The following is a 25,771-nucleotide window of genomic DNA, read 5'->3' as shown; positions in this document are numbered from 1 at the left end:
CCCTCCTTTCGCTCGGCCCGGCACCGAGTCCACCGGCTCCGGCACAAACCGGGAGCCTACTGCGTGCGCGCGTCGCGGGCTCATTCGACATCCGGGACCGGAGCCGCGTCGCGCAGGAGCTGTTCCAGTTCGCGCGGACCGGCCAGGGCGGTGGGCGCGATGGTGCGTCCCGACCGGACGTAATGGAATGCCGCGCCGACCCGTTCGAGCATCGCGGCCTCGTCGGCGCCGGTCCGCGCGGCCATCAGTCGCGCCCAGGCGAGCCGGTAGACGGCCAGCTGCACCGCCACGGCGGCTTCGTCGGCGGGGCCGGGCTCGGCGCCGGTCTTCCAGTCGACCACCACCCAGCGGTCACCGGGTTCGGCGAAGACGGCGTCCATCCGGCCGCGGATGACGGTGCCCGCGATGCTGGTCTCGAACGGCACCTCGACGTCGATCGGGTTGCGATGCGCCCACGGAGAGCGGCGGAACGCGGCCTGCATGGCGGCGAGTTCACGATCGGCCCGGCCCTGCTCGGTGCCGCTGTCGGCGGCGCCGGGCAGTTCGTCGAGGCCGAGCAGTTGTTCGGTGCCGAACCAGGACTGCACCCAGGCGTGGAAGGCGGTGCCGCGCCGGGCCATCGGGTTCGGCGGGTACGGCAGGGGGCGGCGCAGCCGGGCCGCCAGCCGGGCCGGATCGGCGCGCAGTTCCACCAGCGCGGTGGCGGGCAGCTGGCCGGGCAGTTCCACCTGCTGGTCGGCGAGTTCGGCCGCGGTGAATTCGGCGAGCAGGGCGTCGACGTCGGTGGCCCAGCCCTCCGGGTCGTCCTCGTCGTCGGTCGGCGCGGGATCGGCCGGGCGGGAGCGCAAGCGCTCCAGCGCGGTGCGCACCAGGGCCGCGCCCTGTTCGATCGGGTCGCGGCGGCCGCCGAGCGGGTCGCGCGGCCACGGGGCGGTGGGCGGGTTGTCGGCGAACGGGTTGACGGCGTCGGGCGGCGGCTGCTCGTCCCAGCGGGCGATGGTCGCGACGCCGAAGGCCGCGCTGTCCTGGTCCTCGTTCGCCCGTTTCAGTTCGAGCAGGAACTCCGACGGACCCTTCGGCGCGGTGCCGGTCTCGGGCCAGTAGTAGGCCGAAACCAGCAGCACCCGTTCGGTTCTGGTGAGTGCCACGTAGAACAGGCGGCGTTCCTCGTCGAGGCGGCGGCTCTTGAGCGCGTCCTTGTGGTCGACGAGGGCGCGTTCGAGTTCGGCGCGGTCGCCGATCCGGCTCAGGTCCAGGACCGGCACGCCCTCGGACGCGTCGGGCTGGGCGCGGTCGCCGCGCAGGGTGGTGGGCAGTTCGGTGAGCGCGCCGAGCCAGGTGCTCAGGGCGGTCGTCGACGGGAACACCGACGCGCTCACGTGCGGCACCGCGACGACCTCCCACTCCAGGCCCTTGGCCGCGTGCACGGTGAGCACCTGCACGCGATCGCGCGCGACCTCCACTTCGCCCGGTTCCAGACCGTTCTCGACGGATTCGGCCGCGGTGAAGAACGCCAGCAGCCCGCTCAGTGAGGCGCGCGTGTCGGCCGCGTACCCGGCCACCACCTCGGCGAACGCGTCGAGGTGCTCGCGGCCTGCGCCGCCGCCGGCGATGGCCCGCCTGGCCTGGGTCTCCACACCGACACCGATGGTGCGTTCGACATCGGCGACCAGCTCGACCAGCGGCTGTCCGCTGCGCTCGCGCAGCGCGGTCAGCTCCTCGCCGAGCGCGCGGATGCGGGTGAATCCGGCCTCCGAATACTGGTCGGGCGCACCGGGATCGGCGATGGCGTCGGCCAGGCCTGCCTGCTCGGTGGGCTCCGGCGCGACCTCGCGCAACGCGCTCGCCAGCCCGGCAGCGTCGGTGATGGCGGCGGACGCGTCGCCCGACAGGCTGCCGATCGACAGCATTCGCGCGCGCCGGGCCAGGGCGGCGAGATCGGCGACGCCGAGCCGCCAGCGCGCGCCGGTGAGCACGCGGACGGCGGCGCTGCCGGTGCCCGGCTCGGCGATCAGCCGCAGGGTGGCGACGATGTCGGCGACCTCCGGCGTCGCGAGCAGCCCACCGAGGCCGACGATCTCGACCGGCAGGCCCTGCTCACGCAGGGCCTCGGCGAGCGGCGCCGCGTCGGCGTTGCGCCGGATCAGCACCGCCGAGGTGGGGGGCGGCTGGTCGGCCGACCTGGCCGCCGACCATTCCCCGGCGATGCGCTCGGCGATCCAGTCCCGTTCCTGCGCCACGGTTTCGGTGAGGGCCAGCTCCACTGTTCCCGGCTGTGCCTCGGGCTTGGCCCGCAGCGCGTCGACGGTCGCGCCGCCCGCGGCCTTGGCCCGCAGCCGCAGCGGATCGGCGACCAGGTTCGCCAGGGCGAGGGCTTCCGGCGGGTTCCGCCAGCTGGTCAGCAGCGGCAGGATCGGCGCGGGCACGCCGGGCGCCGCGGGGAAGTCGGTCGCGAAGCGCGGGAGGTTGGCGGCCGAGGCGCCGCGCCAGCCGTAGATCGACTGCATCGGGTCACCGACGGCGGTGACGGCGAGAGCTCTTCCGCCCGAGCCGGTTTCGCCGGTCTCCCGACCGTCGGCCGACCCGCTGTCAGCACCGCGATCGGCGCGTTTGCCGGGATCGCTGTCCTGTCGACGGCCCGCTGCACCGGCATTCGCGCGATCTGCCGAACCCCGGCCGACATCGCTGTCGGCTCCGAGCAGGTGACCCGCAGGGTCGCCGGGGTCGTCGCCTGCGCGACCGAGATGGTCTGGATCCCACAGCATCTCCGGATCCGGTGCTGGCACCGTCGGCGCGCCACCCCGAACCCGCACCGGCCGCGGCCGATCCTGGCGGACCGCGTCGGCATCACCGAACAGCGCCGACAGCAGCACCCGCTGCGCGTGGCCGGTGTCCTGGTACTCGTCGAGCAGGACCAGTTTGAACCGGGCGCGTTCGGCGGCGGCCACCTCCGGATGGTCGACGGCCAGCTGCGCGGCCAGCGACATCTGCGAGCCGAAATCGAGGGCGCCACGGCGGTTCAGTGCCTCGGCGAGCTGCCGGACCAGCGGCAGCAAGGCGACGCGCTCCCGTTGCGCGTCGACGACGGCGGTCAACGTCTTGCTCGGCCCGCCCCGCTGACGCGGACCGGCGGGCAAGGTGTACACCAGTTTCTCCAGCTCGGCGTGTGCCTCGGCGAGCTGCTCCGGCTCCACCAGGTGCTCGGCGAGCTGCCCGGCCAGCGCCAGCACGGCCTCGGTCACCGAGACCGGCGTGCGATCGGTGTCGAGGTCGCCGTCCCAGGACCGCACCACCTCGTGCGCGAGCTGCCACAGCTGGGTCTGGGTGAGCAGCGCCGCCGACGGCTCGACCGGCAGCAGCAGGCCGTGCGCGGTGAGCAGCCTGCCCGCGTACGAGTGGTAGGTGCTGATCTCCGGTTCGGCGCCGGAGATCAGGGTGCGCAGCGCCCCGGTCGGGTCGATCTCGCGGACCAGCGGCGCACCGGCCAGCCGGGCCAGCCGGGTGCGGATGCGGGAGGTCAGCTGCTGGGCGGCCTTACGGGTGAAGGTGAGGCCGAGCACCTCGTCCGGGGCGACCAGCTGGTTGGCCACCATCCACACCACCCGCGCGGCCATCGTCTCGGTCTTGCCCGCGCCCGCACCCGCCACCACCAGGGTCGGCCCCGGCGGCGCGGCGATGACCGCCGCCTGCTCGGCGGTCGGTGGCGGCAGCCCGAGCGCGTCGGCCAACCGCTGCGGGGTGACGCGCACGCCGCTCACTCGTCGGTCACCTGCCGTCCGGTGTCCTGCACCGGGCAGCTGCCCGCGACCGGACAGTGCCTGCACCCGTCGTTGCGCACGGCCAGATAGCCGGGCCCGCGCGTGGCGGCCGCCGCGTCGTGGATCGTCTCGCGCCAGGTGTCGAGTCCCTCGGCGTCCAGGGCGGTCTGGGCGCGTTCGGTGGCGCCGGTCTTGGTGTGCGGCTTCGCGACATAGACCAGCCGGGCGCCACCGGGATCGGCGGGCGCGGCGCTTTCCGCCTCGTCGAGCGCGCCGTGCGCGGCGGCCACCTGGTAGGTCGCCAGCTGGGCGTGGTCGGCCACGGATTTCGCGCTGACCGGCGTCTTGCCGGTCTTCACGTCGACGATCACGAAGCGCCCCTGCGCGTCCCGCTCCAGGCGGTCGATGCGGCCGCGAATCCGCACGGCGCGTTCGTCGTCCGCCCGCGCGGGCAGCACGCAGTCCACCGGCACCTCCACACCCGCCTGGGTGAGTTCGCCGCGGGTGGTCCTGACCCAGGACAGGAAGGTCTCCAGCATCGCCTCGGTGCGGCGCAGCTCCTGCCGGGAATGCCAGCCGGTGGCCGGGTCGACCGTCCGCCACGCCTGGTCCAGCGCCGCGCGGACCTGCGCCTCCGGCACGTCACCGGCCAGCGCCTGCACCAGCGTGTGCACGAGATTGCCCTTGACCGCGTGCGGATTGTCGCCGTCGGTGCCGCCGTGGCGCTCCAGCGCCCAGCGCAGCGGGCAGGTGCGCAGCAGCTCGACCGTCGACGGGGACAGCCCGATGGGGGAATCGTCGTCGTCCCACAGTTCCCGGTCCGAGCTGAGCTCGGCGGTGCCGTACCAGTCGCCCGGGTCGGTGCCGGGGACGCCCGCGTCGGCGAGCCGGGCCAGCTGGTGGGCGGCCCGGTCGCGCCGGTCGGGCGCGGTGGTGGGATCGCAGACCACGCCGCGCAATTCGGCGACCAGGGCGTGCATCACCAGCGCGCGACCGGGATCGGCGACCGGCAGCGCGCCGGGTTCGCCGGTGTCGTCGTCGCCGAGCAGTTCGGTGAGGAAGCGCGACGGCACCAGATCCTGGTCGCCCGCCGCGGATTCGACGGCGGTGACCAGCAGCGACCGCCTGGCCCTGCTGCACGCGACGAGCAGCAGCCTGCGTTCCTCGGCCAGGATCGGCGCGGCCCGGCTCGTCGTCGCGCCGAGGTCGACGCCGGCGACCAGGTCGACGAGGTCCTCGGTGTGCAGCAGGGTGCCCCTGGCGCGCGGGTTGGGCCAGATGCCCTCCTGCACCGCGGCCACCGCCACCACGTCCCATTCCCGGCCCGCCGCCGCGTGCGCGCTGAGCAGCGACACCGCCTCGCCCTCGGCGGTCAGCGGCCTGCCCTGCTGCGGAATCTGCTGGTGCAGCAGGTATTCGACGAAACCGTCGATGCTCGCCTTGGGCAGCCGGTCGACGTATCCCGCCGCGGCGTCGAACAATTCGACGGCGGCGTCGAGGTCGCGATCGGCCTGCATGCCCGCCGCGCCGCCGCGCCGGGACTGCCGGAACCAGCGGCGTTCCAGCCGGGAACTGGTCCACAGGGTCCACAGCACGTCCTCGACACCCTGGCCCCTGGCCTGGGTCTCGCGCGCCTTGCGGATCGCGCGCAGCACCCGCTGCAGCGGCGCCGCCTCCACCTCGGTGAGTCCGTCGAGCAGCCGCTCCTCGCCGATGCCGACGATCAGGTCGCGCAGGACCTCCGCGGAGGACTGGTCGATCAGCGGCACCGCCGGTGGTTCGGGTTCCGGCCGGGGCGGACCGACGGCGACCGGCGGTGCGGCGAGCGGGGTTTCGGCGTCGAGCAGGTCGATGTCGTCGGGCAGGCGTTCGGCGATGTCCCAGTCCGGTTCGGGTTCCGGGCGCAGCGGGTCCTCCGGATCGGGCTCCGGCGGCAGCCATTCGCCGTCGATCGGCTCCGGCTCCGGCTCGGGCAGTTCCGGTGGGGGCGGCGGTGTCTCGTCCCACAGCAGGAACTGGCCCGCGTCGGCGTACGGGTCGGCGGCGGCCAGCGCACCGGTGCGTTCCAGGTCGAGGACCGTGCGGCGGACGCCACGGCGCAGTCGTCGCAGGGCGATCTGGTCGGCGCCGCCGAGCGGGCCGGACAGCAGGTCCATGGCGTCCTCGGGCGAGAACATGGCATCGATCGCGCGCCGCGACCCCGGGCGCGACGAGTCGCCCGCCAGTAGCACTCGCAGGGCCAGCACCATCCACGCCGCACCGCGCCTGCGGGCGAGCGGTTCGGCCACGGCGGGCCTGCGCACCGGCACACCCGCCGCCAGCAGTGCCCGCCGCAGCGGCGCCAGCGACAGCGGGACCGAGCGCACGATCACCGCCATCGACGACCACGGGATCCCGTCGGTCAGGTGTGCCCGCCGCAGGTGATCGGCGATGAGCGCCGCCTCCTTGGCCGCGGTCGACAGCACCCGGACCCGCACGCTCGACTCGACCTCGTGGTCGGGTATCTCGTCGGCCCGACCCGGTGCCGAGGCCGCCGTCGACCCACCGCCGGAGTGGCCGGACCGATCCGGCCCCGCGTCGCCGGACGTCGATGGCCGGGACGCGTGATCGGCGGACATCGGCGGATCGGCGTGCTGTCCGGGCAGCACGCGATGACGCGCACTGCCGGGTAGTCGCGCCGCGATCCGCGCGGTGGCCAGGCGGATGGGTTCGCCGCTGCGATGGTTGTGCCGCAGGATGATTCGCCGCTGCGGCACCGTGTCGAGGTCGACGAGGAACCGGGAGTCCGCGCCGCGGAAGGTGAAGACGGCCTGATCCGGGTCGCCGGTGACGACCGCGCTCGCGCTGCCGCTGCCGATGGCGCGCACCAGGGTCGCGGCCTGCGGGTCGAGGTGCTGGGCGTCGTCGACGAGCAGGTAGCGGATCCGATCGCGTTCGGCGGCGAGCAGATTCCGGTCACCGGCCAGCGCGTCGAGGGCAGCGCCGACCAGCTCGGCGGCGTCGAGCGCCGGCGCGGTCGCCTCCGGCGCCGCGACGCCGACCGACCAGCGCAGCATCGACGCCTCTTCGTAGCGCTGGAAGAACCGGCCCGCCGCCACCCAGGCGTCGTTGTCGTGCTCGCGGCCCAGGGCCATCAGGTCCTCGGGACCGAGCCCGCGTTCGGTGGCCCGCAGCATGAGGTCGCGCAGTTGCTCGGCGAAGCCACCCAGCGCCAGGGCGGGGTGCAGCCGGGGCGGCCACAGGCCGCGCGCGCCCGCCTCGATGTCGGCGAGGTCGCCGCGCAGCATCTCGCGCAGCACGGCGTCCTGCTCGGCGCCGGTGAGCAGCCGCGGCGGCGGGTTGCCGTGCAGGTCGGCGTGGCGGCGCAGCACCGAGAACGCGTAGGAGTGCAGGGTGCGCACCATCGGTTCCCGGCTGGCGCCGGGGATGCCGCCCGCGTGCGGCCCGAGCTGGACGGTGATCGCGTCGCGCAGCGCGGCGGCGGCCTGCTTGGTGTGGGTGAGGACCAGCACCGACGAGGGGTCGGCGCCGTCGGTGATCCGCGCCGTCACCAGGTCGACCAGCAGTGCGGTCTTGCCGGTGCCCGGCCCGCCGAGAACCTGCCACGGCCGCCAGCCCGGCCGCGGTGGCGCGGGCTGGGCCTGCTCGGCGAACAGCGCGCGAACAGCGGCGCCCCAGGCTCGCGGCCGGGGCGCCCGCGTCGTCCGGCGCACGAGTCGCACCGAGCTATCCGATCGCACCACGTCGGCTATTGCAACAGACCAGTACGACACGCCAGCACTCCCCCACCGGGGGGACACGCTGCGCGACCGTGCGCGACCGGCCAGAATGACAGTCGTGTCCCCGCTTCATGTGCACCGTTTCGGTCCCGCCGACGGCCCCGTCGTCCTCGCCCTGCACGGCCTCACCGGTCACGGCAACCGCTGGGAAACCCTGGCCACCGAGCATCTGCCCCAGGCCCGGGTCATCGCCCCCGACCTGCGCGGACACGGCCGATCGACCTCGCTCCCGCCGTGGGACTTCGAGACGATCGTCGACGATCTGGCCGCGCTGGTCCGCGCCGAGACCGACGGGCCGGTGGTCGTCGTCGGCCACTCCTTCGGTGGCGCGTCCGGCATCCATCTGGCCCGGCGGCACCCCGAGCTGGTGCGGTCGCTGATCCTGCTCGACCCGGCGATCGGCATCGACCCGAAGCTGATCGAACAGGTCGCCCTCGCCAACCTGGCCTCCCCCGACTACACCGACCTCGCCGAGGCCAGGTCCGACAAGCAGCACAGCGCGTGGAGCCCCGACGAGGTCGACCCGGCGCTGCTCGAACGCGAACTGGCCGAGCACCTGGTGCCCACCGAGGGCGGCCGGGTGGGCTGGCGGATCTTCCAGCCGGCGATCACCTCGTACTGGGGTCAGCTGGCGCGCCCGTTCGTGCTGCCGCCCGCCGACCTGCCGACCGTGCTGGTGCGGGCGGCCAAGGTGCAGCCGCCGTACGTCACCGCCGAGTTCCTGACCGCGCTGTCCGCCCACCTCGGCGACCGGCTCACCGTCGAGGTGTGGGACTGCGACCACATGGTCGCCCAGGCCCGCCCCGCCGAGGCGGCCGCCCTGATCGCCGCGGCGCTGTAGCGGCGATGGCGGCCACCACGGAGGAGCAGGTCGAACGGGTCCGCGCGCTGGTCGCCGCGATCCCGCCCGGCCGGGTGTCGACCTACGGCGACATCGCCCAGGGCGCCGGCCTGTCCTCGGCGCGGACCGTCGGCTGGATCATGCGCACCGATTCCGCCGACCTCCCGTGGCACCGGGTGATCGGCGCGTCCGGTCGCCCCGCCGCCCACCTCGCCGCCCGCCAGTTGCGCTTGCTCGCCGAAGAAGGGGTGCCGATCACCGACGGCCGCGTCGACCTGCGCACCGCCCGGCTCTGAGCCGACGCACCCACCGGTCCCGGCTTACGACAGCAAGCTCGATCGGCACCAGACCGAGGGCGCGAACTCACCGAGTTTGAGCGCAGGCCCGCTACCGCCAGCCGTCGCGCAGCCCATCGCCCATATCGACCAGGACGCTGTACACGCCGGTCCTCGAGCACCTGACAGCGTGCTCGATCGGCACCAGACCGAGGGTGAGCTCGCCGATGTGCGAGCGCCTGCACTGCTACCGTCTGCGGTCGGAGTGACCCTCACTCGCCTGCTATGCCGAACTGGTGTCTACCAGGACGCTGCGCACACCAGTCCGCCCGGTTGAGCTCATGGACGGCGGATATCGACGGCCGGACCGGGGGTGCGAGCCGTGGAGTACTAGCGCTCCGCTCAGCCTTCGGGCAGCTCAGTGCTCATCCGGAAACGACTGCTGGACAGTCGGATCCGAAGGTGCCACGGGTCTCGACGGTGGCGTGATGGGCGACGATCGGCGCCTCGGCCCCTCCGCGTGGGTATCCGCCGAGGGCGAGTGCAGCGGCGGACGCGAACCCGGTCGCACCGGCGGTGGTGTCAACGGCCCACCGACATCGGAACTCCACACCGGTCCCGAGGTCCGGGTCGGAGCCGAATGCCGTTCATCGACAGGAGGTTCGGAGCCCCACACCGGACCCGACGCCCGCGTCGATGCCGAATGCCGCTCATCAATCGGCGGTTCGGTGCCACGCCCTGGACCCGCCGTCCGCATTGGAGCCGAGTGTCGTTCATCAACAGGAGGTTCGGAGCTTCGCATCGGACTCGATGTCCGCGTCGGAGCCGAATACCGATCATCTACAGGAAGTTTCGGGGTGTCCGAGTCGACGGGACGTACAGCAGGACCATTCGACGCTGCCTGAGGTCGCGGCCCTCCCGGCTGACCGGGCGGCTGTCCCGGGGTCTGGCGATTCCCCGCCACCGGAGCCCCACCACGCCGCTGATTCCCCGGACTCTGCTCACCGCCTGACCGCCGCTGCTCCGGCAGCTGAGCCCAGCCGGGCTGTTCCTGCGCGAGCGGCTGCGCCCCACCCGACTGCGAATGCCCTGGCGGCTGCGCCCCACCCGACTGGCGATGTCCGAGTGGCCGCATCCCACCGGGCTGCGGGTGCCCCGGTAGCCGCACCGCGTTGGGCAGGTCCTGCGCGAGCGGATGCGCCCCGCCGGATTGCGGATGCCCTGGCAGCTGAGCCATTCCGGGCTGGTGGATCCCCGCCTGCGCTCCGCCGGGCTGATGGAGCCCGAGCACCTGCACGCCGCTGGGCTGCTCGTATCCCGCGCCCGGCGTCTGCGCCTGACCCGGTCCCCCGTGCCCCGGCGAGAACGCCGAGAACTGCCGCCCCGCACCGACACCACGCTTCCCGGGCGACCGCGAGGACTTGATCCACCAGAACACCAGCGCGCCCAGGATCGCGAACACCACCGACCACACCAGGTAGACGACGAGAATCTCCATATCGCGCTCGACGAGCCCGACCACCACGCCGAGCGCGCCGAACAGTCCGCCGAGTGTGGCGACCACGAACAGGAATCCCCGGAGCACATCACCGAGCATCGTCGGCTGACCCGGCCCACCTGCACCGGACATCCCCACCCCCTTGCCGAACCGCGACGCCACGTCCGGGCGCTCGAGCATCGACGTCACACCCCGCTAGCATGACTTTCGTGCCGATTACCCTACGCCGGATCAGCCGATGACCGCCGCCGATGCGATCGTGCTCGCGGGTGGGCGCGCGAGCCGGATGGGCGGGGTCGACAAACCGGCGATCGTGATCGGCGGTCGATCGATGCTCGACGCCGCGCTGGCCGCGGTGGGCGCGCGCGGCGAGATCGTGGTGGTCGGTCCGCATCGACCGGAGCTGGATCCGCGGATCCAGCAGGTCAGGGAAGTCCCGCCCGGTTCGGGTCCGGTGGCGGCGATCGGCACCGGACTGAGCGCGCTCGGCCCGGACCCGGCGCCGTGGATCGTCGTCCTCGCCGCGGACATGCCGTTCCTCACGCCCGCGACCGTCGACGAATTGCTGCGCCACGCAGCCGAATCGACCACCGACGCGGTCTTCGCGATCGACGCGTCGGGCCGCCCCCAGTACCTGGTCGGCGTCTGGCGGCGCACCGCCCTCGCCGCGGCCCTGGCCGGGCTGGACGCGCTGGTGAATCAGCCGATGAAGGCGATCGTCCCCACCGAGACCACCCTGATCGAGCTGCCCGGCACCGGCGACTGCGACACCGAGGAGGAGGTCCGCCGGGCCCGCGCGACGATCGCCGACCGCGCCACGACCCGCCTCGACCTCACCGCGGCCAGGGCCCGCATCGCCGCCGAGCTGACCCCGCTGGTCGCCTACGAGGCCGAGCTGGGCGAGGTGAGCGGTGCCGCGCTCGCCGCCCCGATCGTCGCCGCGGGCGCGCTGCCCCGCTTCGATGTCTCCGCGATGGACGGCTACGCCGTGTGCGGCGACGGCCCCTGGCAGCTGCGCCGTGACATCGGCTTCGCGGGTGGTGCCCGCCCGGTCGGCCTGCTGCCCGGCGAAGCGGTCCGCATCGCCACCGGCGCACACGTCCCCGACGGCACCACCTCCGTGCTGCGCGACGAATTCGCCGACGTCACCGGCGACGCACTCGCCCGCCGCCCCGACACCCCGATCCGCGGCGATGTCCGCGCCCGTGGCGAGGACCAGATGGTCGGTGACCTGCTCGCCCCCGCGGGCACCCGCGTCACCGCGGCGCTGCGCTCGGCGGCTGCCTCGGTGGAGGTCACCGCCGGACTGGTCCGCGGCCCCGTCCGGGCCCGGATCGTCATGACCGGTGACGAGATCCGCAGCACCGGCCCGCTGCAGGCTGGGCAGACCCGCGACTCGATCGGCCCCGTCCTGCCCGATCTGCTCGCCGGTCTCGGCGTCACCGTGATCGACCGGGTGCATCTGCGCGATACCGACCGCGGCTTCGACGACATGCTCACCGCCACCGCGGGTTTCGATCTGCTGGTGGTGGTCGGCGCCACCGGCGGCGGCGCCGCGGACCAGCTGCGCTCCGCCATCGCCCGCACCGAGGCCAGCGTCGTCGTCCCGCGACTGGCCATGCGCCCCGGCGGATCCACCGTCGTCGCCGAACTCCCCTCAGGCCCCACCGTTCTCGGCCTTCCCGGCAACCCGTTCGCCGCGATCGCCGTCCTGCTGGCCCTGACCCCCGCCATCGTCGCCGCCCGCACCGCCGCGCCTCCGCCCCGCCCCGTCTACGGCCCCCTGCACAACGCCACCGAGACCGCGGGCCCCGTGCAGCGCATCACCCCCGCCCGCTACGTCCCCGAGGGCGGCTGGACCGCCGACACCTCCGTCCGCACCGCCCATCTGGCGGGCCTGATCGATCGCGACGGCCTCGTCATCGTCCCGCCCGACGCCACCGACGGCACCATCGTGGAGTTCCTTCCGCTCCCCCACTGACCGGGCTCACCGAGATCGCGTCCAGGAACCGGTGATCCGACGCGAGACCGCGAGAACGGGGCCGATGCTGCGGCGCGCACGCCCGAGGATCAGGGCGCCTTCCAGCGCCGAGACGACCAGCAGCGCTTCGGTGTCGGGATCATCGACGACGCCCTCCGCGCGAATCTTGTCGGCCAGCAACGACACCCACCGGTCGTATCCCGAAAGCGCTGCGTCCTGGACCTTCTCCGCGTCGGGTCCGGCGTCGAGGAGGGCGGTCGCCAGCGCGCATCCGCGCTGGAATTCGGAGTCCTCCAGCCGGGACGCCAGCGCGACGGCGAAAGCCGTCACCGCCGTCGCGGCATCGGGCGCGGTCTCGATCAATTGCTCGATGAGCCGCGCGATCTCGTCGCCGCGCAACCGCAACGCGGCGGCGGCGAGGTCCTCCTTACCGCCGGGAAAGTGGAAGTAGAGCGAACTCTTCGTCGCCTCGCTGAGCGCGAGGATCTCCGCCAGGCCGACACCCGCGTAGCCGCGCAACTGCAGCAGATCCGCCGCCACCAGGACCAGCCGGTCCCGGGTCGGTTTCCCAGCGAGACTGGACCGACTGGTCCCAGCGGACGCAGATGGTTGCGAAGATTGCTTCATGAGCCCATGATAGCGACTGGACCGAGTGGTCCAGCGGGTGTGATGATCGAGCGCCCGCACCGCTGCGCGAGACCGGAGACAGGCAGTGAACGAGGAAGCGACCACCACGGAACTTCGGGAATGGCAGCGCGGCGGCCGGTTCTTCGACCATTCCGGGCATCGAATCTTCTATCGGCGGGAGGGAACCGGACCGACGCTGCTGCTGGTCCACGGCTACCCGTTCAGTTCCTACGAGTGGTCGAAGGTCTGGCCGGAACTCACCGCGGAGTTCGATGTCATCGCACCCGACATGCTGGGAATGGGCTTCTCGGACAAGCCACTCCGGCATCGCTACAGCCTGATCGACCACGCGGACATGCACGAGGCGTTGCTGCGTCACCTCGGCGTGCGGCGGGTCGCCGTCCTGTCCCAGGACCTGGGCGTGTCCGTCGTCCAGGAGATGCTCGCCCGCCGCCTCGACGCCCCGGCCACTCCCTCGATCGCCGCCGCCGTATTCCTCAACGGCGGGCTCTTTCCGGAGGTCTATCGTTCCCGGCTCATCCAGCGGGTCCTGTCGTCGCCGGTGGGGAACGTGGTAGGGCCGATGCTGCCGGACGCGCTGATCAGATCGGCGGTGCTCGACCTGTTCGGGCCGGACACGAAGATCTCCGCCGACGAGCTCGACACGCTGATGCGGTTGCTCCGGCACAACCGAGGGAAGTCGGTCTCCCACCGGGTCGGCCGATTCGTCCAGGAACGCGCCGGGCTGAGGGACAGGCTGGTGCGTCCGCTCCGCACCGGCAACACCCCCCTGCTGATGATCAACGGCGCGCTGGATCCGAACTCCGGTGCGCACATGGCGGCCCGGTACCGCGAGCTCGTCCCGGACCCACAGATCGTGTCACTCGCCCGGATCGGCCATTGGCCGCAGCTGGAGGCACCCGCCGATGTCGTGCGGCACCTGCGCGAATTCCTGCGCTGAAATCCCACATTTCGGCGGCGGATGCCACAATTCATGCTTGGTCAAATAATGTTCGAGAATTCGTCTCGAATCATCGACACGCCGGAAATCGGCAGGTCGGACCATTATTTTTCGCGCACCTCTACCGGAGTGCATTTCCGCTGGTTATCGTTGGCGCGTTAGGCGAAACACTATCCCTCGGAAAGGACCGTGTGGAGATGGCTGACAAGTCCAAGAAAACGCCTAAGAAAATGCCCAAGCAGATGCCGCGGCAGCAGCAGCAACAGCGGCAGGAGCAGATGGGCGAGAACTCGCAAGGCATGACGCGAGCAGGTCAGGACGATCGGCGTGAACCGCGCCGCCCCGACCATCGCTGATCCACGTGTGTCGACGAGCCGCCGGTTCCCCTTCCGGCGGCTCGTCCACGTCAGGCCCCGATGCGCTGGAGCGCGCTCGCCGCGGATCCGTCCCCGCCCCGGCGCGCCGTCGACGGATCGGGAGCGGGCACCGCGTCGAGCAGGCGGCGGGTGTACTCCTGGGCCGGCGCGGCGAATACGGCGCCGACCTCGCCGGTTTCGACGATCCGGCCCTGCCGCAGCACCACCACCCGGTCGGCGACCTGGTGCACTACCGCCAGATCATGGCTGATGAACAGGCTCGCGAAGCCGTATTCGGCACGCAGGTCGGCGAAGAGGTCGAGCACCTGGGCCTGCACGGACACATCCAGCGCGCTGGTCGGCTCGTCGGCCACCAGCAGCCGAGGCGCCAAGGCCAGGGCACGCGCCAGCGCGACCCGCTGACGCTGTCCGCCTGAAAGCTCGCCCGGCCGCCGCTGCGCGTAATCCCGTGGCAGCCGGACTGATTCGAGCAGATCGCCGATCTTGGCGCGCAGCAGCGCACCCGAGGCGGCGCGATGCACCTGGAGCGGTTCCGCGATCGCGTCGGCGACACTGCGGCGTGGGTCCAGCGAGGCGCTCACGTCCTGGTGCACCAGCGCGACATTCCTACGCAGACCCCGCAGTTCACGCCGCGACAGCCCGGCCAGCGACACACCCTGCAGCTCCACGGTTCCTGACGTCGCCGGGACCAGGCCGAGTGCGGTGCGGCCCAGTGTGCTCTTGCCCGAGCCGGATTCGCCGACCAGCCCGAGCACTTCGCGCGGGCCCAGCGTCAGCGAGATGTCCTGGAGCGCCGGGAAGTCGGCCGCGCCATGGCGTCCCGGGTAGGTCACCGACAGCTCGTCGATACGCAGCACGTCGCGATAGTCGGGTTCGGCTGTGCCGCCGCCCTTCTCGGCGACTACGGCGGGACCGCGGACGACGACTCGCCGCAGGATCCGGCGAGCCCGTTCCGGCTGCTCGGACTCTTCGTCCGTTGCCTCCTCGGCCGCACCCTCAGCGGGGTCCACACCCTCGGCGGACTCGTCGACGGCCGCTCCCGCCGTAGCACCGTCAGCGGCACGCTCCGCGTCCGCGCCGTCATCCGCCACCGCGGCACCGGCGAGATCCGGCTCGGCCACCGCACCGGCGCCATCGTCCGCCCGAGCGTCGTCATCGCCCGCCCCGGAGGCGACCGTGCCGGGCACCGAGGCAGCAGCACCGACGACCTCCCCCGCCCCGCGCTCGGATACCGCGGGCAACCGGGGCACCGCCGCCAGCAGGGTCCGCGTGTACTCCGCTTCCGGCGCGCCGAACAGCCCGAACACCGGCTGCTCTTCGACCACCTGCCCGGCCCGCATCACCACCACCCGGTCGGCGATCTCGGCGACCACCCCGAGGTTGTGGGTGATGAACAGGATGGCTGTGCCCCGCTCCCGCTGCAGGGTCCGCAGCAGGTCGAGGATCTCCGCCTGGACGGTGACGTCGAGCGCGGTGGTCGGCTCGTCGGCGATGAGCAGATCCGGGTCGCCGGACAGGGCCAGCGCGATCACGACGCGCTGTTTCTGCCCGCCGGAGAGCTGGTGGGGATACCAGTCCAGCCGCTTCTCCGGCTCCGGGATGTCGACGGCGGCGAGCAGTTCGATCGCGCGGGCCCTGGCGGCGGCCTTGTCGGTGGTGCCGTGGGCCCGCAGCGCCTGCCGGATCTGGGTGCCGATCTTCTGCACCGGGTTGAGCGCGGTCTGCGGCTCCTGGAACACCATGGCCGCCCCGGTGCCGCGCAGTGCGCGCAGCGCGGGCTCGGCCGCGTCGACGACCTCGGTGCCCGCGAGCCGGATGGAGCCGGTGGCGTGCGCGGTGCCGGGCAGCAGGCCGAGCACCGACCGGGCGGTGAGCGATTTCCCGGAACCGGATTCGCCGACGAGGGCGACCACTTCACCACGCCGGACACGCAGGCTCACCCGGTCGACCACGGTTCGGTCGCCGAAAGCGACGGTCAAGCCGTCGATGTCGAGCACCAGATCGTCGGTCATGCCAGTCTCCTTGCCCGGCCCAGTGCCTGGGCGATCAACAGGAAGCCGAGCGTCAGCCCGGCCACGACGGTCAGCGGGCCGATCGCCATCCACGGGTTCGCGTCGAGGTTGGCGATGGACTCGCCGATGAGCGAACCGAGCGAGGGCTCCGGCGGCCGCACCCCGATGCCGATGAAGCTCATCGCGCCCTCGAGGAACACCGCCAGCGACAGCGACAGCGCGAACTGCACGCCCAGCGGCTCGATCACATTGGGCAGCACGTGCTTACGCAGGGTCCACCAGGTGTCGGCGCCGATCACCTCGGACGCCTCGACGAACGGCTGTTCGCGCACCGCCAGGACGGCGGTGCGGATCTGGCGGCCGAAGATCGGGATCTCGGTGGCGATGATGACGATGACGACCGCGTGCCAGCCGGGTCCGGTGACGGCGGCAAGGGCGATCGCGAGGATCAGCGCCGGGAACGCCAGGATCAGGTCGAAGACCCGCTGCACGGTGATGTCGGCCCAGGGGTTCACGGTGGCGGCGAGCCCGGCCAGCGAGCCGATCACCGCGCCGATCGGCACCGCGAGCAGCACGATCAGCAGGTCGATCCGGATACCGGCGAGCACGCGCGCCGCCACGTCCCGATTGAGATGGTCGGTGCCGAGCCAGTGCGCGCCGCTCGGACCGAGCAGGTTGGCGCCGACCCCGGTTACCCCGGCCTGCGCCTGGAATTGGCCGACGATGTGCTCACGCTGCCGGAGATCCTGCGCGGCAACGGATACGCGACCTACGCCGTGGGCAAATGGCATCTGGTGCGCGACGCCACGATGAATCCGTCGGCGCATCGCGATTCCTGGCCGACGCAACGGGGATTCGACCGCTACTACGGCTCGCTGGAGGGGCTGAATTCGTTCTACTACCCGAATCAGCTGGTCTCCGACAGTTCGGTGGTCGATGTCGAGGAGTATCCGGAGGGTTACTACCTCACCGACGATCTCACCGACAAGGCGCTGTCCTACATCAAGGACCTGCGCGCCCACGACGCCACCAAACCGTTCTTCCTGTACTTCGCGCACGTGGCCATGCACGGACCGCTGCAGGCCAAGGCCGAGGACCAGGCGAAGTATCGCGGCCGCTACGCCGAGGGCTGGGACGAACTGCGCCGCAAGCGTTTCGCCGAGCAGCTGGCCCAGGGCCTGTTCCCGCCCGGCACGCAACAGAAGCCGCGCAATACCGAGCCCGGTTACGAAGCCGCGGAATGGGATTCGCTGTCCGAGGACGAGCGCCGCCGCTACGCCAAGTACATGGAGGTGTACGCGGGCATGGTCGACAGCATCGACCAGAGCCTGGGCCGCATCGTCGACCTGCTCGACGACCTCGGCGAACTCGACAACACCATCATCGTGTTCACCTCCGACAACGGCGGCACCGCCGAGGGCGGACCGGAGGGCACCCGCTCGTACTTCGCCGAGTTCGCCCACATCGACGATCCGGACTGGATCGGCGACGTCCCGCACGACGAGGACCTGATCGGCACCGCCCGGCTGGGCGTGCACTACCCGCGCGGCTGGGGTCAGGCGTCCAATACGCCGTTCCGCTTCTACAAGGGCCAGACCTTCGCCGGTGGTGTGCGGGTGCCGCTGGTGGTGTCGTGGCCCAAGGGCCTGCCGCGCACCGAGGCCGATTCCGGTATCCGGCACGAGTACGCCCATGTCACCGATCTGGCGCCGACGCTGCTCGAGCTGGCCGGGTTGGCGCGGCCGACGGTGCGCAACGGGTTGCCCGCCAAGGAGTTCGACGGCGTCTCGGCGGCCGAGCTGCTGCGCGATCCGGCCGCGCCGACCCGGCACACCGAGCAGTACTCCGAGATGACCGGGCACCGCGGGTTCTATCGCGACGGCTGGAAGCTGCTGTCGCTGTACGAGGCCGGGACCGATCTCGACGCGCCGCACTGGCAGTTGTTCGACGTACGCGCCGATCCGACGGAGCTGCACGATCTCTCGGAGCAATTCCCCGAGAAGGCCGCCGAGCTGGCCGCCGCCTGGGACGAATCCGCCTGGGCCAATACCGTTTTCCCCCTGCTCACGCGGGCCGACCTGTTCCGCCGCCGACCCGAGGAAGCGCGCTTCGCCGCCCCGATCCGGCTGTTGCCCGGCACGCCGACGCTGGAGCGCTACCGCTCGCAGCGGCTCATCGCCTACCGCGACTTCACCATCACCGCGGACCTGCCCGTGACGACAGGCGCTGCCCCTGAGGGCTACCGGCAGGGTGACGAAGGCGTGCTCGTCGCGCACGGCGACCCACTCGGCGGCTATCTGCTCTACGTCGAGAACGGCGAGGTGGTGCTCGGCGTCAACAGCTACGGCCGCTTCGCGTCGGTGGCGGCGCCGGTGCCTGTCGGAGCACGCGAGATCGTGGTGCGCGCGACGATCCGGCCGCGGCTGCGCTGGGACTTCGTCGTCGAGGTCGACGGGGTCGCGGTCGCCGAGCTCACCGATCAGGTGCAACTGGTCGGCATGGCCCCGTGGACCGGTATCTCGGTGGGCGTCGACGCACGCGGCCCGGTCGACTGGGAGCTGCGCGAACGTCGCGGGCCGTTCCGGTACACCGGCGCGCTGCGGGCCATCACCTACACCCCGGGCCCGATCCAGGTACCGCAGGCCACGATCGACGCCGTGGAGCGCGAGGCGGAGTTCGTCGCCGAGTGATCGGCCGCCGCTCGACCGGAACCCGGGCTTCCCGCCCGGACCAGGTCGGATACCGTTTATCAGGCACGATGACCGACCCGAAGTAAGGACGCCGATGGACGACAGTTCGCTCACCTGGGACGACGGAGCGCTGCTCACCATCGACCAGCGCGGACTGCCGCACGAGGCGCGGGAACTGCGTCTCGGCACCGTCGACCAGGTCATCGACGCGATCACCACCCTGGCCATTCGTGGTGCCCCGGCGATCGGGATCGCGGGGGCGTTCGGCGTGGTCATCGCCACCAGGGCGCACACCGCCGACGGCGTGGTGGACGAGGCCGCCGTGCGGGCCGAGGCCGACCGGATCGCGGCCGCCAGGCCGACCGCGGTCAACCTGGCCTGGGCGGTCGAGCGGGTGCGTGGCCGGATCGCCGACGGGGCCGATGCCGTACTGGCCGAGACCCTCGACCTGCTCGCCGAGGACGGCCGGGTCAACCTGGCCGCCGCCACCCACGCCGCCGACCTGGTGCAGCGGCTCTGCGGTGACGGGCAGCTGCGGCTGCTCACGCACTGCAACACCGGCAGGCTGGCCACCAGCGCGGTCGGTACCGCGATCGGCGCGCTGCGGGTGCTGCACGAGCGCGGCGCGGTCGCGGACGTGATCGTCGACGAGACCCGGCCGCTGCTCCAGGGCGCCCGGCTCACCGCGTGGGAGCTGGCCGAGGCGGGTATCCCGCATCGGCTGACCATCGACTCCGCCGCGGCCTGGGCGATGGCCACCGGCCAGGTCGACGCCGTGCTCGTCGGCGCCGACCGGATCACCGCCAACGGCGACGTCGCCAACAAGATCGGCACCTTCACCCTGGCGCTGGCCGCCCGCCACCACGGCATCCCGTTCCTCGTGGTCGCGCCGGAATCCACCCGCGACACCGCGATGGCGACCGGCGCGCAGATCGTGGTCGAGCAGCGGGCGGCCGCCGAGGTCACCGGGTTCGGCGGGGTGTCGACGGCACCCGCGGACACCGCGGTGTTCAATCCCGCCTTCGATGTGACACCCGCCGACCTGGTGACCGCCGTTGTCACCGAAAACGGTGTGGTCTACCGGAATTCGGATCGGTTCGACGAGCGGGGTCGCGCGACCACCACGCCTGACACCGCCGCCGAGCAGGGCGCGGCGATCGCGGCCACCGCGCGTCAGCTCTACGAGCGCGGCTGGATGCCGGGCACCGCGGGCAATATCTCGGTGCGGATCGACGACGACGCCCTGATCACCGCCAGTGGCCTGTCCAAAGGCGAACTGACCGAACGGGATACGGTGCTGGTCGCCGTGGCGGACACGACGCCGCGACCGGGGCAGAGCCGGAAACCGTCCGCGGAGACCAGCATTCACACCGCGGTGTATCGCACCCGTCCGGTCGGCGCGGTGGTGCACGTGCACTCGCCGTTCGCCACCGCGCTGGCGACCACCGCCGCGCGGCCCGGTGACGGTGTGGACACGCTGCGGATCACCGGATACGAACTGCTCAAGGGCTTCGGCCTGGCCGACCCGTCGTCGGTGGCGGTCCCGGTGTTCCCGAACTGGCCCGAGGTCGCCCGCATCGGCGCCGACATCGAGACCTACCTGCGCGACCACCCCGGCGCGCCACCGATTCTGTTCATCACCGGGCACGGCATCACCACCTGGGGTGACACTCTTGCCCAGGCGCGGGATCGCGCCGAATGTCTGGAAGCCCTGTGCGAGTTGATCACCCGCACCGGACGCACCGACGCCACGCCACTCGAGATCGGATAGACAATGACTCTGCTGCAAGTGATGGCCGCCGACAACGCCGCCGACGTGCGCGTGCGCACCACCGACACCGCCGAGATCGCCGCCGAGCTGGACAAGCACGGTATCGCCTTCTCGCGCTGGGACGTCCTGGCCGAGGCCGCGGGCACCGACTCCGAGGCCCTGCTCGCCCACTACGCCCCGCAGATCGGCGAACTCAACGCCGCGGGCCGCTACGAGCACATCGATGTCGCCCGTATCCACCCCGACGACGACAACCCGGAGTGGCCCGCCACCGCGGCGGGCGCGCGCGCCAAATTCCTCGACGAGCACCGCCACGCCGAGGACGAGGTGCGCTTCTTCGCCGCCGGTCGCGGCTGCTTCTACCTGCACCTCGGCGACGCCGTGCTGGCGACGGTCTGCGAGGCGGGTGACCTGCTCTCCGTTCCCGCGGGCACCCGGCACTGGTTCGACATGGGCACCCGGCCCGACTTCATCGCGATCCGCTTCTTCGAGGAGGCCGACGGCTGGATCGGCGACTTCACCGGCGACAAGATCAGCGCGGGCTTCCCGACGCTGGACGAACTGCTCACCGCCCCGTGACCCGCGCCGTCGTCCTCGACATCGAGGGCACCACCAGCCCCACCGACTCGGTGCGCAACGATCTCTACGGCTACACCGAGCAGCGCCTGCCCGGCTGGCTGGCCGAGAACGCCTCGGGCGCGGCCGAATCGGTGATCGCGGCGACCCGCGAACTGGCGGGCGAACCCGCCGCGGGCACCGACCGGATCGCCGAGATCCTTACCGGCTGGCTGCATTCCGACGTCAAGGCCGAACCCCTCAAGGCCGCGCAGGGCGCGATCTGCGCCCAGGGGTTCCGCGCGGGCGCGCTGCACGGCCGGTTCTTCGCCGATGTCGTGCCCGCCCTGTCGGCCTGGCACGCGGCCGGTCTCCCGCTGTACGTGTACTCCTCGGGTTCCGAACGCAACCAACGGGATTGGTTCGCCTTCGCCGAGGCGGGCGACCTGTCCGGGTTGATCACCGACCACTTCGACCTGGTCAGCGCCGGGCCCAAGCGAGAGGCCACGTCCTACGACGTGATCGCCGAGCGCATCGGCATCCCGGCCGCGCAGATCCTGTTCCTCTCCGACCACCCGGACGAACTCGATGCCGCGGTGGCCGCCGGATGGCAGGTCGTCGGCGTGCACCGCGACGGCGAACCGAACCCGCCGCGCGCACCGCACCGCTGGGTCGGGTCGTTCGCCGAAGTCGCGGTCGGCGCCAGCGCCTGACGACGGCGACGGACCGGCGCAGCGGCACGCTGGATCCGCCCGGTCGCCTGCCGCGACACCTTCGCGCGGCATGACGCCCACCGACTGATTAGTCTTCCGGACATGTGGACCCAGGGGGACAGCGACCGTCCGGCCTTGCCCGGCGGTGACCAGTCCGACACCGCCGCGGCGGCAGGACCGTTCACGATGCCCGCGCCGCCGCTGCCGGAGCTGGTACGGCCGGACACGGAGTACACCAATTCGCCGGGGGCGGCGCGGCATCTGGCGCGGTACAACGCGCGGCGGGCGGCCGTGAAACCGTCGGTGTGGTCGGTGGTGGTGTGGATGCCGCTGATCACCGTGTGTCTCACGGCGGCCGGACTTCCGGCCCTGCCGCTGGTGTGCGGGGTCGTCGCGGGCACGCTGTACATTCCCTACGCGATCTATCGCCTCTACCTGCGGCATTTCGAAGTCGCGCTCGGTGACGCCGTGCCGGCGACGACCTGGCGGGTGCGGTTCGGCGCCGACGGGATCACCCTCACCGATCACGACAGCTACAGCCGGTTCGGCCGGGACCGGATCCGGTCGCTGTCGGTCGCCGAGCAGGTGGCCGTGCTGCGATTCGACGGGATGCGCCTGGCCCTGCCCGCGCCACTGTTCCCCGCGCCGCTCGTCGAGCGCTGGCAGCGGGCCGCGCAGGACCTGACGAGCCTGGACGCCCTGCCGCCGCTGCCCACGGTGCCGAGCCCGGACGTGGTCGTCACGGCAGATCACGACACCGCGCGGCTCCTGGCTGTCGCCCATCTGAGTGAACCGTGGCGCCGGGCGAAGGCCAGGGCCAATGTCGTGCTGCTGGCACTGCTCGTGGTCGGCGCTGCCGTGGTGGCGGGCCGGAATGCCGGCCTGCTCGGTGCGGCGGTGCCGGTGGTCGCCGGTGGCCTGTACGCGCTGTTCGTGTGGTACTTCGCGCGGAATCCGACCGAATCGGTGCTGCGCAAGTTCCGGCACGCCGCCGTCCCCGGGGCCACGCTGTCCGCCCGGTTCGGCTCCGACGCGGTGCTGGTGGCCACCACGAGCTATCTCGTTCGCCTGCCGTACACCGCCCTCGGCGCCATCGAGATCCGTGGGCCGGTGGCCACGGTCGGCTACAGCGGCGTGCCGATCATGCTGCCCAGCGGGCTGTTCCCGCCGCACCTCCGGGGCGGACTGGGTGAGCGGGGCGTTCGGATCACCGTCCGCTGATCAGCGGCTCAGCTGACGTGCGCCCGGACCGCGCCCAGCTTCCCGCGCTGCACCGTGGTGAACACCCGGCGGGCGTGCACCGCGACCGGGCTGGTCGACCACGGTGCCAGGGTGGTGGTGAACATGAGTTCGCACCAGGACAGGGCCGGGATCTCCCCGGCGGCCAGCGTCGCGATCAAGGAGAGTTCGGTGTCGTGGCCGAGCCAGGACGCCACCAGCCAGGAGGCGTCGAAGCGGCCGAGGAATTCCTCGGCGTCCTCGGGCGGGCCGTTCGGTGTGTCGACGGTGAGGTGGACGACGGCGGAGACGGCGTGGCGCATCTTGGCGTCCATGCCGATCGCGTCGTGCAGCAGCAGTCCCTCCAATGCCGAGCGCAGTTCCGACCAGTGATCCGTGGTGTTCTCCTGCATGACAGGCCCTTCCTGTGGTTCGGACTGCTGCTGTTCGAGGCCGCCGGTGATCGAGCGCAGGGCCGGCGCGGACGGCGGCTCGGCGGGGTCGACCAGGCTGGTCAACGGACCCGAGTTCCAGTCGAGCCTGCCGAAGGCATGGCACCAGTCCTGGGCCGGATTGTCTTCGGTGACAATGAGTTCGAGGGCCAGACCGGCCATCGACGCCGTGCAGGCCAGGGTGACGGCGTCGAGCTCGTCGTCGCTGACCGACAGGTGCAGGGTCGCCTTGTCGGCACCCGTGTCTTCCTTGGCCCGGCCGGCCAGCCAGATCGCGCGGCCCGCGGCGCCCATGGCCGCGGCCTGCCGGTCGCCGCGTGGATGATCGACATCGGCGTCGAGATAGGGGCCGTACCAGATGGCCCTGCCTTCCGCGCCACACACCGCGAAAGTGTCCGAAAGCCCGTCGCCCGCGGCGGCGAGCCATATGTGTGCGTGATTTCCGTACTCTGTCACCCTCATCAGTTCACTCCCCGAAATTCTCTGATCGAGCCGTACGTTGTTCTGGTCTGATCCAATCGGTCACGAACACGTGTGTCCATATCCCGGCGAGAATAGGCACGCCCCCCTGAGGTACATACACTCGCCAGTGAATTCACAGGACCGGCGGCATCGATGTGTCCCGGCGGCGGCGCGGAATCATCGTTAACACTTGTATGTTTCGGACATGCCCTTTGTGCACTCCGATTCGGTGAACATCCATTTCCGTACCGGCGCGGTTCGCGGACCGACCGTGCTGCTGGCGCACGGTTTCCTGATGGATGAATCCATGTTCGACCCGATCCGAACGATATTGGCGCACAACGGCATCAACGTCATCGCCTGGGATGCCCGAGGTCACGGCCGGACCGGCTACGGGGCCGACCCGCGCTTCGACTATTGGGATCTCGCCGAAGACGGCTTACGGGTGCTCGACGCGGTCGGCGTGGAATCGGCGGTTGTCGGCGGAATGAGCCAGGGCGGATATGCCGCCCTGCGGATGGCTCTGCTCGCGCCGGAACGCGTCCGCGGACTCGCGCTGCTCGATACCGAGGCGGGCGCGTGCACCCGGGCCGACGAAACCTACTACGAGGAATTCTTCGACGAATGGTGCGGCACCGGAGAATTGGTGCCACTGGCCGAAAAACTGGCGCCCCAATTGATCGGCGGCGACCGCCCGGATATCTGGCGCTGGTGGATCACCCGCTGGCTCACCCACGACCGCACCGCGCTGTTTCCGGCGGCGCGCTGCCTGATCGACCGCGATTCGGTGCTGGAACGGCTCGGCGAGATCACCGCGCCCGCACTGGTCCTACGGGGCGAACACGACCACAGCAGCACCGCCGACAAGTGCGCGCGGCTGGCGGCGGGACTCCCGGGCGCCCGGGGTGTGCGCACGGTGCCCGGCGCGGGTCACGGCGCCCCCGTGACCCACCCCGACGAGATCGCCGCCGCCCTGATCGAGCTGGTCACGACATGCACACCGCACTCCGCGGCGCCCGTCGCCGTCGCCGGCATCTAGCCGCCGTCGGGACCGCGCACGCCCAGGTAGTACTGGATGCGGCCGGGGTAGGCCACCGAGTCGAGGCGGAAGAGCTGGACGTCGACGGTGTAGTACTCGCCGGTGTGCAGGTCGCACAGCCGCATGGCGGTGTGCTCGCGGCCGTAGACGGTGTCGCCGTCGTCCCAGATCCGGCGGAAGTCCTGGTACTGCGCCAGCTCCTCGAGCAGCTCGGTCGCCCAGTCACCGCCACCCTGCTGACCGATCAGCCCGCGCAGCCAGTGCACGGTCAGGGTCGATTCCCGTTCCCACTCCACCATCACCTTGCGCGAGAGCGGGTTGCCGAAGAACCAGCGCAGGATATTGGCGTCCTCGACCAAGCCGGGAAACGCGCGATGGTAGGAATCGTTGCCCGCCAGCACATTCCAGCGCGTGTCGACGTAGGCCGCCAGGTTCGGCTCCTGCAGCACGAGCGTCCGGCGCATTTCGGCGTTGATCTCGGCGCGCAGGTCCTCGACCGACGGATTGTCCACGGGAGCGAGCCCGGCCAGGTCGAACAGATGCCTGCGCTCGATATCGGTCACCGGGGCGATCCGGTCGAGGTAGCGCACCAGCGCCTCGACGACGGCCTGCGTCGGCCGGTCCCGGTCGCCGCTCTCCAGATGGGTGATGTAGCTCGAGCTGACACCGGCCGCGAAAGCCAGTTTTTCCCGGGAAATCCGCCGATCGTCGCGCAGTCGCCGCAGCAACCCGCCGAGTGTCGGCGGCTTCGGCGGACCAGCC

The 25,771-nt window shown here is 71.8% G+C and carries 18 protein-coding genes and 1 pseudogene; 12 read left to right on the top strand and 7 right to left on the bottom strand.

Annotation, left to right across the window (positions count from 1 at the left end):
- Positions 1–80 precede the first annotated feature (80 nt).
- Together ACFVW6_RS25900 and ACFVW6_RS25895 are read right to left on the bottom strand one after the other, a co-directional pair.
- Entirely contained in the window at positions 81–3,758 is a 3,678-nt protein-coding gene (locus ACFVW6_RS25900; RefSeq protein ID WP_378822954.1) for an ATP-dependent helicase, read from the bottom strand.
- On the bottom strand, positions 3,755–7,498 hold the full coding sequence (locus ACFVW6_RS25895; protein ID WP_378825524.1) for an ATP-dependent helicase: 3,744 nt from the start codon (positions 7,496–7,498) through the stop codon (positions 3,755–3,757). Before ACFVW6_RS25895 ends, ACFVW6_RS25900 begins: the two co-directional genes overlap by 4 nt.
- An 88-nt stretch (positions 7,499–7,586) precedes the next feature.
- Here ACFVW6_RS25895 and ACFVW6_RS25890 point away from each other — a divergent pair, with 88 nt between their 5' ends.
- The 4 genes from ACFVW6_RS25890 to ACFVW6_RS25875 all read left to right on the top strand — a co-directional run bounded on the left by ACFVW6_RS25890 (position 7,587) and on the right by ACFVW6_RS25875 (position 12,132).
- Positions 7,587–8,378, top strand: a complete 792-nt coding sequence (locus tag ACFVW6_RS25890) for an alpha/beta fold hydrolase (protein WP_357343603.1) — start codon at positions 7,587–7,589, stop codon at positions 8,376–8,378.
- Positions 8,379–8,383: 5 nt separating this feature from the next.
- Positions 8,384–8,674 (top strand): MGMT family protein, encoded by a 291-nt coding sequence (locus ACFVW6_RS25885; protein ID WP_355280747.1) that lies wholly within the window; start codon positions 8,384–8,386, stop codon positions 8,672–8,674.
- A gap of 1,195 nt (positions 8,675–9,869) precedes the next feature.
- Complete coding sequence (locus ACFVW6_RS25880; RefSeq protein WP_378822957.1) at positions 9,870–10,355, top strand: hypothetical protein; 486 nt, start codon at positions 9,870–9,872, stop codon at positions 10,353–10,355.
- A gap of 34 nt (positions 10,356–10,389) precedes the next feature.
- Positions 10,390–12,132, top strand: a complete 1,743-nt coding sequence (locus tag ACFVW6_RS25875) for an NTP transferase domain-containing protein (protein WP_378822959.1) — start codon at positions 10,390–10,392, stop codon at positions 12,130–12,132.
- 6 nt (positions 12,133–12,138) lie between these two features.
- Here the strand turns inward: ACFVW6_RS25875 and ACFVW6_RS25870 are convergent, their stop codons facing one another.
- Positions 12,139–12,672 (bottom strand): TetR/AcrR family transcriptional regulator, encoded by a 534-nt coding sequence (locus tag ACFVW6_RS25870; RefSeq protein WP_378822960.1) that lies wholly within the window; start codon positions 12,670–12,672, stop codon positions 12,139–12,141.
- Positions 12,673–12,844: 172 nt separating this feature from the next.
- Between ACFVW6_RS25870 and ACFVW6_RS25865 the strand changes: the two genes are divergently transcribed.
- Together ACFVW6_RS25865 and ACFVW6_RS25860 are read left to right on the top strand one after the other, a co-directional pair.
- Positions 12,845–13,720 carry an alpha/beta fold hydrolase gene (locus ACFVW6_RS25865; protein WP_378822961.1) on the top strand — a complete coding sequence of 292 codons (876 nt, stop codon included), beginning with the start codon at positions 12,845–12,847 and terminating at the stop codon, positions 13,718–13,720.
- A gap of 197 nt (positions 13,721–13,917) precedes the next feature.
- Complete coding sequence (locus ACFVW6_RS25860; RefSeq protein WP_218717989.1) at positions 13,918–14,076, top strand: hypothetical protein; 159 nt, start codon at positions 13,918–13,920, stop codon at positions 14,074–14,076.
- 50 nt (positions 14,077–14,126) lie between these two features.
- Here ACFVW6_RS25860 and ACFVW6_RS25855 read toward each other — a convergent pair whose 3' ends face one another.
- Both ACFVW6_RS25855 and ACFVW6_RS25850 read right to left on the bottom strand, forming a co-directional pair.
- The gene (locus ACFVW6_RS25855) at positions 14,127–16,109 is read right to left on the bottom strand and encodes a dipeptide ABC transporter ATP-binding protein (RefSeq protein ID WP_378822963.1); all 1,983 of its coding nucleotides are present in this window, start codon (positions 16,107–16,109) and stop codon (positions 14,127–14,129) included.
- Positions 16,106–16,789, bottom strand: a pseudogene (locus ACFVW6_RS25850) (ABC transporter permease); the annotation flags it as partial. The gene ACFVW6_RS25855 and the pseudogene ACFVW6_RS25850, both read right to left, overlap by 4 nt.
- Here ACFVW6_RS25850 and ACFVW6_RS25845 point away from each other — a divergent pair.
- The 5 genes from ACFVW6_RS25845 (at position 16,742) to ACFVW6_RS25825 (ending at position 23,059) form a co-directional block, all read left to right on the top strand.
- On the top strand, positions 16,742–18,799 hold the full coding sequence (locus tag ACFVW6_RS25845) for a sulfatase-like hydrolase/transferase (RefSeq protein ID WP_378822965.1): 2,058 nt from the start codon (positions 16,742–16,744) through the stop codon (positions 18,797–18,799). The pseudogene ACFVW6_RS25850 and the gene ACFVW6_RS25845 sit on opposite strands and share 48 nt — an antisense overlap.
- Positions 18,800–18,893: 94 nt before the next feature.
- Complete coding sequence (gene mtnA, locus ACFVW6_RS25840) at positions 18,894–20,570, top strand: S-methyl-5-thioribose-1-phosphate isomerase (protein ID WP_378822967.1); 1,677 nt, start codon at positions 18,894–18,896, stop codon at positions 20,568–20,570.
- A 3-nt stretch (positions 20,571–20,573) separates the two neighbouring features.
- The gene (locus ACFVW6_RS25835; RefSeq protein WP_378822969.1) at positions 20,574–21,149 is read left to right on the top strand and encodes an acireductone dioxygenase; all 576 of its coding nucleotides are present in this window, start codon (positions 20,574–20,576) and stop codon (positions 21,147–21,149) included.
- Positions 21,146–21,838 (top strand): acireductone synthase, encoded by a 693-nt coding sequence (gene mtnC, locus ACFVW6_RS25830; RefSeq protein ID WP_378822970.1) that lies wholly within the window; start codon positions 21,146–21,148, stop codon positions 21,836–21,838. Before ACFVW6_RS25835 ends, mtnC begins: the two co-directional genes overlap by 4 nt.
- A 102-nt stretch (positions 21,839–21,940) precedes the next feature.
- Positions 21,941–23,059 (top strand): hypothetical protein, encoded by a 1,119-nt coding sequence (locus ACFVW6_RS25825; RefSeq protein ID WP_378822972.1) that lies wholly within the window; start codon positions 21,941–21,943, stop codon positions 23,057–23,059.
- Positions 23,060–23,067: 8 nt separating this feature from the next.
- Here ACFVW6_RS25825 and ACFVW6_RS25820 read toward each other — a convergent pair whose 3' ends face one another.
- Entirely contained in the window at positions 23,068–23,892 is an 825-nt protein-coding gene (locus ACFVW6_RS25820; RefSeq protein WP_378822974.1) for a hypothetical protein, read from the bottom strand.
- A gap of 283 nt (positions 23,893–24,175) precedes the next feature.
- Between ACFVW6_RS25820 and ACFVW6_RS25815 the strand changes: the two genes are divergently transcribed.
- Entirely contained in the window at positions 24,176–25,009 is an 834-nt protein-coding gene (locus tag ACFVW6_RS25815) for an alpha/beta fold hydrolase (RefSeq protein ID WP_378822975.1), read from the top strand.
- Here the strand turns inward: ACFVW6_RS25815 and ACFVW6_RS25810 are convergent.
- Complete coding sequence (locus tag ACFVW6_RS25810) at positions 25,006–25,737, bottom strand: helix-turn-helix transcriptional regulator (RefSeq protein WP_378822977.1); 732 nt, start codon at positions 25,735–25,737, stop codon at positions 25,006–25,008. The two genes, ACFVW6_RS25815 and ACFVW6_RS25810, sit on opposite strands and share 4 nt — an antisense overlap.
- Between the last annotated feature and the right edge of the window lie 34 nt (positions 25,738–25,771).

The organism is Nocardia sp. NPDC058244 (genome assembly GCF_042882065.1).
In the GTDB taxonomy this organism is placed as follows: Bacteria; Actinomycetota; Actinomycetes; order Mycobacteriales; family Mycobacteriaceae; genus Nocardia.
This window is presented reverse-complemented; position numbering and strand designations above follow the sequence as displayed.

Bases quoted from the DNA above. Each gene is read 5' to 3' on its own strand.
- ACFVW6_RS25890 (WP_357343603.1), top strand. From the start codon at position 7,587: ATGACAGTCGTGTCCCCGCTTCATGTGCACCGTTTCGGTCCCGCCGAC.
- ACFVW6_RS25885 (WP_355280747.1), top strand. From the start codon at position 8,384: ATGGCGGCCACCACGGAGGAGCAGGTCGAACGGGTCCGCGCGCTGGTC.
- ACFVW6_RS25880 (WP_378822957.1), top strand. From the start codon at position 9,870: ATGCCCTGGCAGCTGAGCCATTCCGGGCTGGTGGATCCCCGCCTGCGC.
- ACFVW6_RS25875 (WP_378822959.1), top strand. From the start codon at position 10,390: ATGACCGCCGCCGATGCGATCGTGCTCGCGGGTGGGCGCGCGAGCCGG.
- ACFVW6_RS25860 (WP_218717989.1), top strand. From the start codon at position 13,918: ATGGCTGACAAGTCCAAGAAAACGCCTAAGAAAATGCCCAAGCAGATG.
- ACFVW6_RS25855 (WP_378822963.1), bottom strand. From the start codon at position 16,109: ATGACCGACGATCTGGTGCTCGACATCGACGGCTTGACCGTCGCTTTC.
- ACFVW6_RS25845 (WP_378822965.1), top strand. From the start codon at position 16,742: ATGGTCGGTGCCGAGCCAGTGCGCGCCGCTCGGACCGAGCAGGTTGGC.
- mtnA (WP_378822967.1), top strand. From the start codon at position 18,894: ATGGACGACAGTTCGCTCACCTGGGACGACGGAGCGCTGCTCACCATC.
- ACFVW6_RS25835 (WP_378822969.1), top strand. From the start codon at position 20,574: ATGACTCTGCTGCAAGTGATGGCCGCCGACAACGCCGCCGACGTGCGC.
- ACFVW6_RS25825 (WP_378822972.1), top strand. From the start codon at position 21,941: ATGTGGACCCAGGGGGACAGCGACCGTCCGGCCTTGCCCGGCGGTGAC.
- ACFVW6_RS25815 (WP_378822975.1), top strand. From the start codon at position 24,176: ATGCCCTTTGTGCACTCCGATTCGGTGAACATCCATTTCCGTACCGGC.